Below are 15,495 nucleotides of genomic sequence, written 5' to 3'. Positions count from 1 at the left end.
ATGAGCGCCGCCTGGATCCAGGCATCGAGCGCGCGTGCCCAGCGTATCCAGACACTGGTCCGCAAGCGCACCGCCGACCTGAAACGCATCAACCGCCGCCTGGTCGACGACATGATCGCGCGCGAGCGCACCGAAAAGGCGCTGCAGCACAGCGAACAGCGCTTCCGCCAGCTGGTGTCGATGTCCTCCGACTGGTACTGGGAACAGGACCGCGATTTCCGCTTCACGATGGTGACCGGCGGCTTTACCGAAAAGGCCGGCATCGTGCTCGAGCGCCTGCTCGGCCGCACGCGCTGGGAATTCATCGATTCGATTCCCGACAGCGAAGCGGGCCGCGCCCATATCGCCCAGGTGCGCGCGCACCAGCCTTTTGCCAATTTCGAATACCAGCTGCGCGACGACAACGGCGACACCCGCTGGTTCTGCGTCAACGGCCAGCCGGTCTTCGACGAACACGGCGGCTTCGCCGGCTATCGCGGCACCGGCAGCGACATCACCGAGCGCAAGCTCACCGAGCAGCGCGTGCACCATGTGGCCCAGCACGACGTGCTGACCGGCCTGCCGAACCGTTCGCTGCTGCAGGACCGGCTGTCGCAGGCCATCGCCCAATCCAGCCGCAGCGGCAACCCGGTATGGGTCATGCTGATCGACCTGGACCGCTTCAAGTTCGTCAACGACAGCATGGGCCACAAGGCGGGCGACGTGCTCCTGATGACGGTGGCGGCGCGCCTGCGTGCCTGCCTGCGCGATTCGGACACCGTGGCGCGCCTGTCGGGCGATGAATTCGTCGTGCTGGTGTCGGAACACGGCGAACAGCAGTTGACGCCGGCCATCGTCGAGCGCGTGATGAACGCGGTGGCGCAGCCGGTGTTGCTCGGCACCAAGGAATTTTTTGTTACCTGCAGCATTGGCGTGTCGGTCTATCCGAGCGAGAGCACGCCGGCCGACGAACTGATCGAACACGCGGATATCGCCATGTACCGCGCCAAGAAGCTGGGACGCAACAACTTCCAGTTCTATTCGCCGGCCATGAACGAAGAGTCGCTCGAGCGCGTGCGCATCGAAGGCGCGTTGCGCAATGCGCTGGAGCGCGACGAGTTCGTGCTGTACTACCAGCCCCAGCTCGACATGAAGACCGGCAAGATCGTCGGCATGGAAGCGCTGATCCGCTGGCAGCATCCGGAACTGGGCATGGTACCGCCGGGACGTTTTGTGAGCATCGCCGAGGAAACCGGCCTCATCGTGCCGATCGGCGCCTGGGTGATGCGTACCGCCTGCGCCCAGAACAAGGCCTGGCAGGATGCCGGTTTCGACAAGCTGCGCGTGGCCGTCAACCTGTCGGCGCGCCAGTTCGGCGCACCCGACCTGGTCGAAGACATCGCGGCGGTGCTGGCCGACACCGGGCTGGAGCCGAAATACCTCGAGATCGAACTGACCGAAAGCCTGTTCATGAGCGACATCACGCCGGCGGTGGAACTGCTGCACCGCATGAAGGCGCTGGGCGTGAACCTGTCGATCGACGACTTCGGCACCGGCTACTCGAGCCTGTCCTACCTGTCGCGCTTCCCGATCGACGTGCTGAAAATCGACCGTTCATTCGTGGCCGACATCACGCGCGACGCCAACGACGAGGCCATCGTCACGTCCATCATCGCGCTGGCCCATAACCTGAAGCTGGCGGTGATCGCCGAAGGCGTGGAGACGGGCGAACAGCTCGACTACCTGCGCCGCCACGGCTGCGACGAGATGCAGGGGTACTACTTCAGCCGGCCCGTACCGGCGCTCGAATTTGAGCAACTGTTGCGTGAAGGACGCGGTTTGCGTCCGCACGAAACAATCGCGCCCGCCGAGCCGGCCATTGCGGACGGCGGAGCGGCAAATTCGTATTGACATGTAGCAATTTGCACATCGTTGTTCTAGAATGGCTGTGTTTCTATAGCAATTCTCGAACATGATGAAGATGGACGATCTCGGCGCCGAATCGATGGCGCAATCAGTGGAAGATGCGCGCCTGCGCGTGCTGCGTACCGACCTGCGTACGCGCGACCTGGTGAACCAGGCGGTGGCCTCGGTGCCGACGCTCGGCCTGCAGCGCGCGGCCGAGTTTCGGCGGCGATGAACGTGCCGGCCGAAGTCGCCGTGCGTACCCTCGTCTATCCGCAACGGCGCCGCCGCGGCTGACAGCCCCTCGCAGGACCCCACCCGGCGTGTCGAAGGATCCAGCCACGCCGTGGCCGGTTCCCGGCTGATGCGCGCCGGGTGCGCGCGCCATCGCGCCGACTGCTTGCCTGGCGCTTTCCCGGCGCTTGCCTGGCGCTTACTTGACGACTACTTGCGCGGTTCCTGCGCCTGGATGTCGGCCAGCGACTCCTGGCCCTTGGCCGTCACGTCGAAGCCGCCTTCCGGGCGCGGCGCGATGTGCGACTTGCGGCTCAGGAACTGTGCAACGTCGCCGGCCACCGGCGCCTGCGGGTCCTGGGACAGCGCGCCCAGCGCCTCGATGCAGCTGCGCAGGAACAGCACCTGCTGCCCTTTTTCCGTCAGGTCGACGCGACCGTCGCGGCCGTAGGTGATCATCTTCAGCCCGGACAGGCGCTTGGCGTTGCGCCCGACGCAGGCATTCACGCGGTCGCTGCGGGCGCCGCGGCGGATGAATTCCAGCGCGTTGTATTCGTCAGTCGTCAGTTTTTCGTTCTTCATTACCGCTTTCGTGGTTCTTCGCGGCCGTCATGGTAACCGCCGTGACGCCCGGCGGCAACCATCGTTTCTTTCTCAATGGGTGCGCAGCGCGATCCAGAGCAGCCCGGCACCGAAAATGCCGGCCACGGCCAGTACGCCCTGGAAGCGGCGCGATGCGAATCCACTGTGGCGGCCGAGGTAAATTTTGTTGTGCAGCGAGTTGCCCATCTGTTTCTCCGAAATCAATGCAGTCATGAATAGATATTATAAAAAAAATCACACATGTGGCTGGTTCGCTACCTAACATAATTGTAACTTTGTGTGAGGCGGCAACACTCCGGCGAAGGCCTAGCGCGCGCCGGATGGCGGATGCCGCTGCTAGGATGACCAGAACATTGTCATCAACAGCGGAGTGCACCATGAATCCATCACACAAGAATACCGACCCGGCCGCAGGCAGCCGCCCCTACATGGAAGAAGGCGACATCGGCAGCGGCGAAAAGACGCCGGGCCAGAAGGAAACCGAGGAAATGATCAAGGAAATCCCGCCGCTGCAGCCGGGCAGCGCGCGCGACAATGCCAAGCGCGAGGACGAGACGACGCCGAAGGACTAGGCGCTACAAGTACCAGGAGACCGCCCATGCATGACAACGGCCCCTGCCAGGCAACCGGCAGGGGCCGTTCTTCATGGGGTTTCGCCTAGACCCGCGGTTCGCGGATCGGCGGCACCGGGATCGCGGGCTCCTCGACCGGCGCGTGGGCGGGATCGGGAACGTCGTCGGGAATGGGAATGCTGGGTGGGGTTGGATCGGTCTCGGGATCGGGCGTGGAATGGGCACGATCTTGCAGGTGTGTCGTAGCCATTGGCGTCTCGCGTGAATGTGGTGTGGTCGCGTGCCTGCCTGGTGCCGCCATGGGCGTCCGCTGCCATCGCGACCCGGTAGCCGCAGGTTCGCACGTACGCCGTCCCCGGGCGGCTACCGGAAACATCGAGCGGCAACCGGACGGCGCCGCCCAGTGCCATCAGTGATTCTGCTTCTGCTTGGCGCCACCGCCGGCGCCTTCGCCGGTGCCGGCACGCACGCGCGACTTGGCATCGTGGCTGCTCTTGTGTTCCTTGCCGGCGCGCTGCTTCGCCATTTCCTCTTCCGACAGGTTGTCGGACTGCTTGTTCTGGGTTCCGGTCTGTTTCGTCTGATTCATGATGTTGCTCCCGTGGTGAGTGAAAACATGCGGTTTTGCGCAGCCTAGCATGGAAGAACCCGGAAGGTTTTCAATCGTGCGCATCCCGCCCCGCTCCCGTATAGTGCGATTTTCAGCTTCCATTTCTGCCATGAAAAACCGCTTCCCGCGCCTGTCCGCCCTGCTGTTTTCCCTCCTGCCCGCCCTGGCCCCGGCCGCCCCGATGAAGCTGGCCGACTACATGGCCCTGCAGGGACCGGCCCCCACGGCACGCCTGCCCTACGGCCCCGCCCCTCGCAATACGCCGAGCTGTTCGTCCCCGAAGGCGCCGGCCCCTTCCCGGTCGCGGTACTGGTGCACGGCGGCTGCTGGACCGAGCGCTTCGGCGGCATCACCCAGTTCCGCAACATGGCGGGCGCCTTGCGGGCACGCGGGATCGCCGTCTGGAACGTCGAATACCGGCGCGTGGACGAAGCCGGCGGCGGCTACCCCGGCATGTACCAGGACATGCATGCGGCCCTGGACCTGCTGGCCGCCCGGGCGCGGCGCGCAAGCTCGACCTGGAGCGGGTGGTGGCGGTGGGCCATTCGGCCGGCGGCCAGCTGGTGCAGTGGATCGCGGGACGCGCGAAGATTCCCGCGACAAGTCCGCTCCATCGCGAACGCATGCTGCCGGTGCGTGCCGTGGTCAGCCTGGGAGGCCTGGCCGACCTGCGCCGCGAGCGCGCGCTGATCAAGGCCAACTGCGGCCGCGACACGCCGGAACTGGCGGGCGAGCCCGGTCCCGGCCGTCCCGACGTGTATGCCGACACGAACGCCGCCGAACTGCTGCCCAACGGCAGCCATACCATCCTTGTCACGGGCGAACTCGACACGATTTCGCCGCCGCGCATCGCGCACGATTTCGCCGAGCGCGCGCGGCAGGCGGGCGACAGCGCCGAAGTGGTGATCCTGCCGGGCGCGAGCCACTACGACGAAGTCGCCACCAGCTCGCACGCCTGGCCGCTGGTACTGGGCGCGATCGAGCGCGCGCTCGAGCACGCTAGCGGCAAAGCTAGCCCTGCCGGGGCGGCCGCCGTTTCGCCAACGGCGCGTTGACGACCAGGTCGGACAGGGGCACGGCCACGCAAGGCAGCAGGTAGTTCTCGCGCTTTTCCTCGATCGATAGGCCGGGCCACTCGACGAGGTAGCGCACGCTGCCGCGCTCGAGCCGGCACAGGCAGGTGCGACAGGTGCCGTTGCGGCAGGAACTGGGCAGGTCGATGCCGGCGTGTTCGGCCGCGGCCAGCACGGTCCCGTCGCCGCCGGAAAAGCTGGCGCCGAGCGGTTCGAGCGCGATAATGAAGGAATTGGTGGGGTCGCGCATGGCGCGATTGTAGCGCCGCGCGGCGCGCCCGGGGCCCCGTGCCTGAGTTCGTTCGCGCACAGACCGGGCCGGTGCGCGCGCCTACGCTGAGGTTTCCTTCAGTAAGTATTGCAGGTGCCATATGAAAAACATCGTCAACAAGCTCGCCCTCCCCGCCTTCGCCGCGGCCCTCGCCGCCGCGCCCTGGCTGCCCTCGATGGCAGCCGCAGCGGCCCAGCCTGCACAGCCGGCTCAACAACCAACCCAGGGAGCCGCCCAGCAGCCAGGCCTCGCGGCCAACGGGGCGCCGGGCCAGGCGGTGTCAAGCGAGCAAGAGCGCGCCGAATTCGAGCGCAACCTGCGCGCCCAGGTGCTGCTCGACCGCATGCACCTGTCGCCCGGCGAAATCGATGGCGCCTATGGCTCGAACATGCGCCAGGCCGTGACCACTTTCCAGCAACAACGCAACCTGCCGGCTACCGGCAAGCTCGACGATGCGACCTGGAACGCGCTGAACCAGGACACGACGCCGACCCTCGTCAACTATGTGCTTGCGGCCGAGGACGTGGCCGGTCCCTTCCAGCCTATTCCCGAAGACATGATGGACAAGGCCAAGCTGCAAAAGATGGGCTATGCCTCGCCACTGGAAGGCCTGGGCGAAAAATTCCACGCCAGTCCCGACCTGATCGCGCGCCTGAACCCCGGCAAGAATTTCTCGCGCGCGGGCGAGCAGATCGTGGTACCAAGCGTCCACGGCGGCCAGCCGCTGGCGCCGGCGGCCAAGGTCGTCGTGAGCGACAGCCGCAAGGTGCTGATGCTGTTCGACGCTGCCGAACGCGTCATCGCCCAGTACCCGGCCTCGACCGGCAGCGAGCACGATCCGCTGCCGATCGGCAGCTGGAAGATCGAAGGCGTGCACCCGAACCCGACCTACCACTACAACCCGAAGCTGTTCTGGGACGCGGAACCGGGCGACAAGAAGGCCACCATCGCCGCCGGCCCCAACAATCCGGTGGGCGTGGCCTGGATCGACCTGTCGAAACCCCACTACGGCATCCACGGCACCCCGGTTCCGAAATTCATCGGCAAGACGGAATCGCACGGCTGCATCCGCCTGACCAACTGGAGCGCGGCCGAAGTGGCCAGTGTGGTGGCGGCGGGCACGCCTGTCGTGCTGCAGGATTGATCCAGGTGTCGTTCAAAGGACATTCGAAGGTAGTTCAGTAGCGATCCGGGCAGCGCCTCGGTGCGCTGCCCATTGATATCGGGAGGCTTGCATGAGATGGTTGGTCACCTTCCTGCTCGGCGTCGCGGTTGGCGCGGGCGGTCTGTTCGTTTACCTGCGCGAGATTGCCGACGCGCCGGATCCGATCGTTACCGATGGCGGCGCCCTGCCCGCGCCGGCCGGCGGCCCGCCGGCACCGGCTCCAGCCGCCACGGGCTCCGACAGCGGGCTGGTACAGACCGACCTGAGCGAAGCCGACCTGCCGATCCGCCCCGCCCCGCACGTGGCCAGCAACGGCACGACCGCGCCGGAACTGAGCGCAGGCGGCAGCATGCCGGCCAAGCTGCTCGTACCGGTCGAGGGCGTGGCCTACAGCCAGCTGACCGATACTTTCGACCAGCCGCGTGGCCAGGAGCGCCACCACGAGGCGCTCGACATCATGGCCCCGAAAGGCACGCCGGTGCGCGCCGTCGCCGACGGCAAGGTCGCCAAGCTGTTCCAGAGCAAGCCGGGCGGCGTCACCCTGTACCAGTTCGATCCGAACGAACAGCACGCCTATTATTACGCCCACCTGGACCGCTACGCCGACGGCATCAAGGAAGGCATGCAGCTCAAGCGGGGCGACCTGATCGGCTATGTCGGCGTCAGCGGCAATGCCGATCCGAACGCGCCGCACCTGCACTTCGCGGTGGTGGCGCTCACGCCTGAGAAGCAGTGGTGGAAAGGGACGCCGGTCAATCCGTATCCGCTGATGGGGGATTGAGCGGGCTTTGTCGCATTCGTAGGGTGGGCTCTCGAGCCCACGTGGTATCACAGGACGCCTACCAGCGATGTTGCAACCACGCAGACAAACCTGAATTCATGTGATGGCGGCCTGCACACCATGCCATTTCGCAACACGTGAGGCGCTGATCAAGCGATGAGACCGCGTGGGCTCGAGAGCCCACCCTACGCGGGACTACCTGGCCGCGACCGCGTCCGGCGCCTCGGTGCCGGGTTCCGCTGTCGCAGGCTCGTCCACATCCGCCCCGACATTGATGGCCGCGTAGGCGCGCTGCACCGCCACCGCCTCAACGCTGCCCTTGCCGTACAGCTCCTCGGCCGCCTCGACCATCTTCGCGCGCGCATCGGCATAGTTCGTGCTCGAGGTAAACTTGGTCGTGTTCGCCTTGAACCAGATGCGGAAGGCTTTGTCCGTACCGATGCCGCTCATCGCCGCCGGCGACTTCACCAGATACTTGCTGTAGTAGTCGCCGTCTTTCTCCGCTTTCGATCCCTGCGCCAGGAAGTAGAACATGCGGTTGTTGGGGCCGCTGCTGTAGTGCACGTCCAGGCGCTTGAGCGAGGTGCTCCAGGCGTCCGGGCTGCTGCCGTCCTTGCTCGGGCGGTACATCCAGCGCAGCGGGGTCTTGTTGCGGCTGATTTCGGTGCCCAGCATCCAGTCGTTGCCGCCCGCGGGAATCGCGTCTCCCTTGCCGCCGGCGCGGGCATAGGCCTCGACGACTTCGCCGCCGATGTCCGAACTCGCTTCGTTCAGCCCGCCCGATTCGCCGGAATACACCAGGTCGGATGTGGCCGCGGTGACGCCATGGCCCATTTCGTGGCCGATGACATCGATCGAGCCCAGGCTGCTGAAGCTGCTGCCGTCGCCGATGAACATGCAGCGGCAGGTGTCGCTGTAGTAGGCGTTGTCGTAGGCCGTGTTGACGTGCACGGCGATGTAGGTGGCCGTGTTGTGGCCGTCGAGCGACTGCCAGCCGAGCACGTTCTTCAGGGCGTCGTAGGTGTTCATCAGGCCCCACATGGCATTGACCGCCGCGGTCTGGCCGTTGGCGTCGACTGTGCTGCCGCCGCGGATGTACTGCTTGCCGTCGCCCCAGGTATTGGTGCTGTTGGTGTACATCTCGCCGGCCTTGCTCGAGTTGTTGGCGTTGGTAATCGCCATCGCGCCATAGGCGCCCTTGGTGCCGCGCTCCGGGTCGAGCATGCGGAAGGTGGCGCCATCCTGTGTGGTGCTGATCGGCACCTCGCCGTTGTACTGGCTCTTGCCGACGCCGACGACGGTCTGCAACATGCTCCAGCGCTCGACGATGTGCCCATCCTTCGCGCTGACGACGGTATCGAAGAACAGGGGCTGGTCGGCGCGCTGCATGCGGGTGCGCACCAGGTAGGCCAGCTCGTAGTGGTCGACCACGTCGCGCACGTCCAGCGCATTGAGCTCGGATTCAGGCTTGTCCTGCGCTTCCGGGATGCGCTCCATCTTCATGACCGGGTAGATCAGCAGTTCCGCGCTCGGCGGTGCCACGTGGCTGGCGCCCCGACCGGTGGCGGCCACGGCGGCATCGATGGCGGCTTTCGGCGGCATGGCCGGCCTGACGCTGTAGTCCGCCGTGACGGCGCCGAGCCGGTTGGCCTGGCCGCGTCCCGGTGCAGGCGGCGTTCGGAGGCCGCTTCGGACACGATGGCGCCAGCGGCGTCGACCACGACCACCGATTCCGAGCCGAATATGCGCAAGCCCTTGTAGGTGTGCGCGGCGCGTACTACCTGGCTACCCGGATGCCGGGGTGCTGGAGCGAGACCGTGAAGCCGTGGTTGTTGTCGAGCCCGCGTGAAGCGCGCCCCGGGCCAGGCGCGATACCAGGTCGGCGCCGGCCTGGCTCGTCATCGCCTTGGGCGCGCTCATCATGGGCGCGCCCGGGCGCAGGAAGCGGCAATCAGGATGCCGAGCGGCAGGGCCAGCAGGCGCGCCTTGGTCGTTGCGGGTAGGGTCATCTCGTCTCCAATCGAAGTTTTCCGGACGCAAACGCGGCCCGGACCTTCTTCGAGTGTGGACGAGCTGGATTAGGGAGATTTTGCTCAAACGCAAGAAGTCCCGCAGCGCGCACGGTAGTGCGGGCTGCGGGCCCCGGAAGCAGCGGCGCAATGGAGTGCCGCGATGGCTGCGGCTCTGCCCGCGGCGCAGCTCAATAACGCTCGTCGCGCCGCTTGAGCAGGTAGTAGGCGGCACCGGCCAGCACGCCGGCGATCGCGACCTTCTTCGCCAGGCCTGCCTTGTTGTGCTCCCATTCGGACTTGATGCCCATTTCGCCGAGGATGTTCGGTACATGGCCGTGGGCCAGGTCCTCGACGATGCCCTCGACCACGTTGACGCGGTCCGCACCCAGCAGCATCAGCCAGTGGCGCAGGTCGTTCTCGGTGTACTTGAAGGCGGCGCGGCGCATCATGCCCGACAGGCCCGACGGCGGCTGCACCGTGCCGTGCAGCGGCGTGATACCGGGGCGTTCGTTCGACACCAGCACCTCGACGTGCTGGTGCTGCGCGGGCGGCGTCGGCATGTTGGCCGGCGTGTAGCGCGGCGGCGTGCGTTCCATCGGTACGCCGGGGCGGTTCTTGCGGTCGAGGTCGGCGCCCCAGCCCTTGATGTGGGTGAGCGACTCGCGCGTGCGGCGGTGCTGGCGCGCCTCGGGCTGCACCGGCACGTTCATGGTCGGGTGGGCGTAGTCCTGGTCCTGCTCGGCGTTGTTGTCGGGGTAGTAATCGGTCTTGACGATCGTGCGGTTGTCCATGCGCTTCTCCTTATTCTTCCGACACGCTGTTCGTCACCGGGCGCGTCGTTTCATAGGCGCGCGGCGGAATCAGGATCGGCTTGATGCAGTTGTCGAGCTTGCTCGAGAAGATGTGGTAGGCGTCGGCGACTTCCTCGAGCGGGATGCGGTGCGTAATGATCGCTTTCGGATCGATGTGGCCAGCGCGGATGTGCTCGATCAGGCGTGGCACGTGGCGCTTCACGCTGGCCTGGTTCATGCGCATCGTGATGCCCTTGTTCAGGGCGTTACCGATCGGTACCGCATTGAAGGTCGGGCCATACACGCCGACGATCGAGACATTGCCGCCCTTGCGCACCGAATTGATGCACCAGTGGAGCACGGTGGCGGCGCCGGCCTGCATTTTCATCAGGCGGCCAGTGACGGTCTGCGCCACGCTGCCGGCGGCGTCGCAGCCGACCGCGTCGATGCAGACGTCCGCGCCCAGCCAGTCGGTCATCTTCTTGATGTGCAGCGCCATGTCGCCGACTTCCTTGAAGTTCACCACTTCGCACTGCGCATAGTTCTTGACGAATTCGAGGCGGTAGTCGAGCTCGTCGACAACGATGACGCGGCCGGCGCCGAACAGCCAGGCCGACTTGGCGGCAAAGATGCCGACCGGACCGGCGCCGAACACGACGACGGTGTCGCCTTCCTCGATGTCGCCCATTTCCGCCGCCTGGTAGCCGGTCGGCAGTGCATCGGTCAGCAGCACGGCGTCGTCGTCGTGGATGTCGTCGGGGATCTTGATGGGAGCGACGTCGGCCATCGGCACGCGCACGTATTCGGCCTGGCCGCCGTCGTAGCCGCCGGCCGTGTGCGAGTAGCCGTAGATCGAGCCGACCGCGGTCGACTGCGGGTTCGCATTGTGGCAATTACCGTAGAGCTCTTTCTGGCAGAAGAAGCAGGAGCCGCAGAAGATGTTGAAGGGTACCAGCACGCGGTCGCCCACCTTCAGCGTGGTGACCTCGGAACCCACGTCCTCGATGATGCCGATGAACTCGTGGCCGAAGGTGTGGCCCACCCGGGTGTCCGGCACCATGCCGTGATACAGGTGCAGATCCGAGCCGCAGATGCACGAGCGCGTGACGCGGATGATGGCGTCGCCCGGGTGTTCGATGGTCGGGTCGGACTTGTATTGGGCGCGCACGCGGTAGGGCCCCCGGTAGTTCATTGCCAGCATAAATTCCTCCTCAAAAGTTTTGCGTGTCCACTCATCGGTGCGGACGCATGGGCTTTAAACTTATGTCAAAACGCTATGAATTACGATAGGCGCACGGAAATGAACGCCATTTTTTTAAACGATTTTCACGCCTTGTTGCCGACTGTTCGCAGCAGGAAAGCGAAACTTCCTGATGGCATCGCGCTCGCCGCCGCCACTTACAGCTGGCGCGCTTCGAAGGTATTGCATTGCTGGACGTCGCCGCTCTCGATGCCGCGCTTGAACCAGCGCACGCGCTGGGCCGAACTGCCGTGCGTGAAGGAATCGGGCACCACTTCGCCGCGTGCCTGGCGCTGCAGGGCGTCGTCGCCGATGGCGGTGGCGGTCGCCAGCGCCTGTTCGACGTCGCCCGCTTCGAGGATCGACTGCTTCTTGTTGGCGTGGTAGGCCCAGACCCCCGCCAGGCAGTCCGCCTGCAGTTCGAGCCGCACCGACAAGGCATTGCCTTCGGTTTCGGACGCACGTCCCTGGGCGTTGTGGACCTTGTCGGAGATTCCCAGCAGGTTCTGGACGTGGTGTCCCACTTCGTGGGCAATCACATAAGCCTGGGCAAATTCGCCGCCGACCTGCCAGCGCTCCTGCATCATGCGGAAGAAGCTCAGGTCGATGTAGACCTTCTGGTCGGCCGGGCAATAGAAAGGCCCGGTGGCCGCGTTGCCCGCGCCGCATGCCGTATCGGTACGGCGTTCGAACAGGCGCAGCGTCGGTGCCTGGTAGGTGCCGCCCTGCTCGCGAAACAGCGGCGTCCAGACATCTTCGGTCAAGCCGACGACGGTGCGCACGAAACGCGATTCACGGTCGGTTGCGCGGGGCGCATTCGGATCGCGCGGCTGCTGCACCTGGGGAGAAGGGGAGCCCCCGCCCAGTACCCCCAGTACTGTGCCTGGATCGACGCCGAAGATGAGCGATGCCACGAGGGCGATCGCTACCGTGCCCAGGCCGACCGACTTGCCGCCGATCCCGAAACCTCCTCCTCCGCCGCCACCGCCGCCGCCGCGCATGTCCTCGACATTATCGCTCTCGCGACCGCCTTCCCATTTCATCGTGTTCTCCTCAGGTTGCTTGAATTGAGGCTCTCGCGGGCGTCTTTCAGGCGAAATTCGTCGTCGCGGGCAAGGCCGGCGCGGGCTTCGTCGTTGAGCTCGCGCTCGTGACGTTCACGCGCGACTTCGCGCTCGACGCGGACGTGTTCCTGATCCGGAAGCAATGGCTTCATGGTCATCCTTGATGTGACGCCCGCCGGCACCCTTGCCAGCCTGGCATGCCACCAGTATGGCGATACGCGCCATGCCGGTATGTTCGGACATTCACATAAAGCACGAGCTGCATGCAAACGGGATACTCTGTTCGCTGCCGTACAGAGCATGAATCCGTGTTCGCGCATGCTCGCCGGATGACCCAGACCACTCTCGACTTCGACGCCCTGCTCGCGCTGGGCCAGGCCCTGCAGGATGCAGGCTACCGTTTCACCACCGTCACCCCTGCCACCCACCGGCGCGTCAATGGCCGCGAGGAGAACGCACGGGCGCGCGACCTGCGCGGCGTGTTCGGCTGGAGCCGGCCGTTTCGCGAGGACACCCTGCCCGCGCACATCTTCGCGCTGATGCGGCGCGCCGGTGTCGTCAGCGAGCGCGAGGCCAGCCGCGGCGGCGGCCTGTGCGCCACCGTGCGCGCCTCGACGATCGGCGAGCGCCTGTACTTCCACTCGCGATTCCCCACCAGCGACGACGATGCCGTGTTCTTCGGCCCCGATACCTACCGCTACATCGCCGCGGCGCAGCGCGCCATGACCAGGCTGGCAACGCCCGGCCGGGCGGTCGATATCGGGGCCGGCAGCGGCGCCGGCGCGATCGAAGTGGCGGCGCGTTTTCCAGAAGCGCAGGTGGTCGCCGCCGACATCAACGCGCGCGCGCTCGAACTGGCCGCCGTGAATGCGCGCCTGGCGGGCACCGCGCGCGTCGAGACGCGCCACAGCGATCTGCTGAAGGACCTCGACGGCGGCTTCGACCTGGTGCTATCGAATCCCCCTACATCCTCGACCCCGACAAGCTGCGCTACCGCCACGGCGGCGACATGCATGGGGCCGGCCTGTCGCTGGCGATCGTCGAAGCCGCGCTCGATCGCCTCAACCCGGGCGGCACCCTGCTGCTCTACACGGGCATCGCGATTGTCGACGGCCGCGACGAATTCCGCGACGTCATTGCTCCACGCCTGGACGCGACCTGTCCGGGCTGGACGTATGAAGAGCTCGACCCGGACATTTTCGGCGGCCAGCTCGACTGCGAAGGCTACGAGGACGTGGAACGGATCGCGGCTGTGTGGTTGCAAGCCACGCGACGCGCTTGACCAGCAGGAGACGCAGGCGTACCGGCGCGCTGTTGTTGCGTACACACATCAATCATGTGGCCTCATCCTCTTGCTTGAAGACATTGCTCTGCATCAATTTATATTTCCGTAGATAATGGAGCGATCGCGGCGATACGGTGGCGACACCCATGCTCGCCCCACCTTCCCAGCCACGCCGAATCCCTCCATGCCGCTTGCCGCCCGCGCCGCCCTCGCCTTCGCTGCCTCCCTGCTTTGTGCCAGTTTGTCGGCGGCCCCGTCCGCGCCTGCACAGTGGAGCACCGCACGCGCGGAACTCGCGGCGATCGCGAAACTGGCCGAAACCTCCTCGCCGCAGGCGCTGCGCCGGCTCGAGGCCCCGGAGGCCGGCCTCGGCAAGGACGCGCCATACGCGCTGCGGCGTGACGTTTTGCAGGCCGGCATCCCCTGTACGTGGAAACGGGCCACGTCGAACGGGCTCACGAGGACGCGCGCACGCTGCTGCGCCTGGCCGTCCAGCACAAGGACACCCAGGCCGAGATGACCGCCCGGCTCGGCCTGGTCAAGCAAATGGTCGAACAGAACCGGGCTGGGGAAGCGCCCGCCGAGCTCGACCGCATCGCACGAGCGATGCCGGCCAACGCGACTGCGGCGCTGCGCGGTTCGCTGGAAGAGGTCCGGGGCGATGTCTTCAACGCCAGGGGCCAGCACGAAAAGGCCCTGGGTGCCTTCCTGCGCGCCCTGCGCCTGGTACCGGACGAACCTGGCGCGGGCGAGCGCCGTGCCTATCTCGGGTCGAGAATCGCACAGGTCTACATCAACATCGACAACGCCGCAAAGGGCTCGACACCGCCCGCCGCGCGCTGAAGGAACCCGGTGTGCGCCCGATCACCATGGGCAAGCTCCAGTTCAAGGAAGGCACCGCGCTGGTGCACCTCGGACGCGACCGCGAGGCGCTTGCAGCCTTCCGCGACGCACTGGCCACGGCCGAACGGGGCGGCTTGAGCACGCTGGAAGCCAACATACGCGGCAACATCGCCGATTTCTTCCTGCGGCAGCACGATTATCCCGGCGCCGAACGCGAATCGCGGCTGGCATTGGCGGCGTCGGAGCGCGTCAAGGAGCAACGCCTGATCCTGATGGCCAGGGCGAACCTCGGTTTTGCGCTGATGGGCCAGGGACGCATGGCCGAAGGACTCCCTTGGGTCGACGGCGTGATTGCCGAGCTGCGCAAAGGCGAAGTCTGGGGCGACGTCGAAGCAATGCTCGACGAAAAGAGCCGCATGCAGCAACAGGCCGGCCTGTACAGGGAAGCCCTGGCAACCGTGCGCCAGCAGCAGGAGCTGGGGCGCACCAACGATCGCGCTGCACGCGACCGGGCGATTGCGGCGCTCCAGGAAGAATTCGACGCCACCCAGCGTACGCGCCAGATCGAATTCCTGCACCGCGAGAACGGCATCAAGGAAGCCGAGCTGGGCAGCCGCCGCATGGCCCAGCTCGTCACGACCCTTGCCGCCGTGCTGACTGTGCTCGGTGGCGCCGTCGTGTTCGTGCTCTACCGGCGTGCCCGCAGCAGCGCCGTGCGCCTGCAGCAGCTCAACACCCAGCTCGAGTTCCACTCGATGCGCGACGCCTTGACGGGCCTGTTCAACCGCCGCTCCTTTGTCGACAAGATGTCGGCGCGCGCCACCCACGGCAGCGGCGAGCGGCGCAAGGCGGCGCCGGGCGACGTCGACTGTTTCGTCCTGATGGACATCGACCACTTCAAGACCATCAACGACCGCTGGGGCCATGCCGTGGGCGATGCGGTGCTGGTCGAAGTAGCGCGCCGCCTGGCGCTGGCGGTGCGCGATACCGACATGGTGCTGCGCTGGGGTGGCGAAGAATTCTGGTATACGCCCCGGCAACCAATCCAGTCCACCTTGCCGAACTGA

Annotated in this window: 20 protein-coding genes and 1 pseudogene; 10 read left to right on the top strand and 11 right to left on the bottom strand. The window is 66.1% G+C overall.

The window, feature by feature from the left end; all coding sequences use genetic code 11:
* Positions 1–1,890, top strand: coding sequence for a bifunctional diguanylate cyclase/phosphodiesterase (locus G4G28_RS09355; RefSeq protein ID WP_229507979.1), 1,890 nt, complete (start codon positions 1–3; stop codon positions 1,888–1,890).
* A gap of 61 nt (positions 1,891–1,951) precedes the next feature.
* The gene (locus G4G28_RS09350) at positions 1,952–2,119 is read left to right on the top strand and encodes a hypothetical protein (protein WP_229507978.1); all 168 of its coding nucleotides are present in this window, start codon (positions 1,952–1,954) and stop codon (positions 2,117–2,119) included.
* 209 nt (positions 2,120–2,328) lie between these two features.
* On the opposite strand, the gene G4G28_RS09345 is transcribed toward G4G28_RS09350, so the two are convergent.
* Both G4G28_RS09345 and G4G28_RS27445 read right to left on the bottom strand, forming a co-directional pair.
* Positions 2,329–2,700, bottom strand: coding sequence for a hypothetical protein (locus G4G28_RS09345; protein ID WP_182988052.1), 372 nt, complete (start codon positions 2,698–2,700; stop codon positions 2,329–2,331).
* Between the two features lie 72 nt (positions 2,701–2,772).
* Positions 2,773–2,907 carry a hypothetical protein gene (locus G4G28_RS27445; protein ID WP_267873613.1) on the bottom strand — a complete coding sequence of 45 codons (135 nt, stop codon included), beginning with the start codon at positions 2,905–2,907 and terminating at the stop codon, positions 2,773–2,775.
* A gap of 191 nt (positions 2,908–3,098) precedes the next feature.
* On the opposite strand from G4G28_RS27445, the gene G4G28_RS09340 reads away from it, so the two are divergent.
* The gene (locus G4G28_RS09340) at positions 3,099–3,293 is read left to right on the top strand and encodes a hypothetical protein (RefSeq protein WP_182988051.1); all 195 of its coding nucleotides are present in this window, start codon (positions 3,099–3,101) and stop codon (positions 3,291–3,293) included.
* Between the two features lie 85 nt (positions 3,294–3,378).
* Here the strand turns inward: G4G28_RS09340 and G4G28_RS09335 are convergent, their stop codons facing one another.
* Both G4G28_RS09335 and G4G28_RS09330 read right to left on the bottom strand, forming a co-directional pair.
* Positions 3,379–3,543 carry a hypothetical protein gene (locus G4G28_RS09335; RefSeq protein WP_182988050.1) on the bottom strand — a complete coding sequence of 55 codons (165 nt, stop codon included), beginning with the start codon at positions 3,541–3,543 and terminating at the stop codon, positions 3,379–3,381.
* Positions 3,544–3,702: 159 nt separating this feature from the next.
* Entirely contained in the window at positions 3,703–3,882 is a 180-nt protein-coding gene (locus G4G28_RS09330) for a hypothetical protein (protein ID WP_182988049.1), read from the bottom strand.
* 333 nt (positions 3,883–4,215) lie between these two features.
* Here G4G28_RS09330 and G4G28_RS28140 point away from each other — a divergent pair.
* Positions 4,216–4,347 (top strand): annotated as a pseudogene (locus G4G28_RS28140) (alpha/beta hydrolase); the annotation flags it as partial.
* Positions 4,348–4,433: 86 nt separating this feature from the next.
* The gene (locus tag G4G28_RS25665) at positions 4,434–4,958 is read left to right on the top strand and encodes a S9 family peptidase (RefSeq protein WP_229507976.1); all 525 of its coding nucleotides are present in this window, start codon (positions 4,434–4,436) and stop codon (positions 4,956–4,958) included.
* On the opposite strand, the gene G4G28_RS09320 is transcribed toward G4G28_RS25665, so the two are convergent.
* Entirely contained in the window at positions 4,915–5,226 is a 312-nt protein-coding gene (locus G4G28_RS09320) for a 2Fe-2S iron-sulfur cluster-binding protein (RefSeq protein ID WP_183108277.1), read from the bottom strand. The two genes, G4G28_RS25665 and G4G28_RS09320, sit on opposite strands and share 44 nt — an antisense overlap.
* Before the next feature lie 121 nt (positions 5,227–5,347).
* Between G4G28_RS09320 and G4G28_RS09315 the strand changes: the two genes are divergently transcribed.
* Together G4G28_RS09315 and G4G28_RS09310 are read left to right on the top strand one after the other, a co-directional pair.
* The gene (locus G4G28_RS09315) at positions 5,348–6,391 is read left to right on the top strand and encodes a L,D-transpeptidase (protein ID WP_229507975.1); all 1,044 of its coding nucleotides are present in this window, start codon (positions 5,348–5,350) and stop codon (positions 6,389–6,391) included.
* A 91-nt stretch (positions 6,392–6,482) separates the two neighbouring features.
* Positions 6,483–7,193: a M23 family metallopeptidase gene (locus tag G4G28_RS09310; RefSeq protein ID WP_182988046.1), complete on the top strand. Its 711-nt coding sequence runs from the start codon at positions 6,483–6,485 to the stop codon at positions 7,191–7,193.
* Positions 7,194–7,388: 195 nt separating this feature from the next.
* On the opposite strand, the gene G4G28_RS09305 is transcribed toward G4G28_RS09310, so the two are convergent.
* The 6 genes from G4G28_RS09305 to G4G28_RS09285 form a co-directional block, all read right to left on the bottom strand.
* Positions 7,389–8,795 carry a M4 family metallopeptidase gene (locus G4G28_RS09305; protein ID WP_229507974.1) on the bottom strand — a complete coding sequence of 469 codons (1,407 nt, stop codon included), beginning with the start codon at positions 8,793–8,795 and terminating at the stop codon, positions 7,389–7,391.
* On the bottom strand, positions 8,708–8,944 hold the full coding sequence (locus G4G28_RS25660) for a hypothetical protein (protein WP_229507973.1): 237 nt from the start codon (positions 8,942–8,944) through the stop codon (positions 8,708–8,710). Before G4G28_RS25660 ends, G4G28_RS09305 begins: the two co-directional genes overlap by 88 nt.
* 449 nt (positions 8,945–9,393) lie before the next feature.
* Positions 9,394–9,996 carry a hypothetical protein gene (locus G4G28_RS09300; RefSeq protein ID WP_229424941.1) on the bottom strand — a complete coding sequence of 201 codons (603 nt, stop codon included), beginning with the start codon at positions 9,994–9,996 and terminating at the stop codon, positions 9,394–9,396.
* A gap of 10 nt (positions 9,997–10,006) precedes the next feature.
* A complete protein-coding gene (locus G4G28_RS09295; protein WP_182988045.1) occupies positions 10,007–11,197 on the bottom strand; it encodes a zinc-dependent alcohol dehydrogenase in 1,191 nt (396 codons plus the stop codon).
* 197 nt (positions 11,198–11,394) lie between these two features.
* Positions 11,395–12,279 (bottom strand): neutral zinc metallopeptidase, encoded by an 885-nt coding sequence (locus G4G28_RS09290; RefSeq protein ID WP_182988044.1) that lies wholly within the window; start codon positions 12,277–12,279, stop codon positions 11,395–11,397.
* Positions 12,276–12,452: a hypothetical protein gene (locus G4G28_RS09285; protein WP_182988043.1), complete on the bottom strand. Its 177-nt coding sequence runs from the start codon at positions 12,450–12,452 to the stop codon at positions 12,276–12,278. Before G4G28_RS09285 ends, G4G28_RS09290 begins: the two co-directional genes overlap by 4 nt.
* Positions 12,453–12,629: 177 nt before the next feature.
* Here G4G28_RS09285 and G4G28_RS09280 point away from each other — a divergent pair, with 177 nt between their 5' ends.
* From G4G28_RS09280 to G4G28_RS27765, 3 genes are all read left to right on the top strand, one after another.
* Positions 12,630–13,694 (top strand): class I SAM-dependent methyltransferase, encoded by a 1,065-nt coding sequence (locus tag G4G28_RS09280; protein ID WP_229507972.1) that lies wholly within the window; start codon positions 12,630–12,632, stop codon positions 13,692–13,694.
* Between the two features lie 320 nt (positions 13,695–14,014).
* On the top strand, positions 14,015–14,428 hold the full coding sequence (locus G4G28_RS09275) for a tetratricopeptide repeat protein (protein ID WP_183108276.1): 414 nt from the start codon (positions 14,015–14,017) through the stop codon (positions 14,426–14,428).
* A gap of 11 nt (positions 14,429–14,439) precedes the next feature.
* Positions 14,440–15,495, top strand: a complete 1,056-nt coding sequence (locus tag G4G28_RS27765; RefSeq protein WP_183108275.1) for a tetratricopeptide repeat-containing diguanylate cyclase — start codon at positions 14,440–14,442, stop codon at positions 15,493–15,495.

The organism is Massilia sp. Dwa41.01b, assembly GCF_014171775.1.
Classification (GTDB): Bacteria; Pseudomonadota; Gammaproteobacteria; order Burkholderiales; family Burkholderiaceae_D; genus Telluria.
This window is presented reverse-complemented; position numbering and strand designations above follow the sequence as displayed.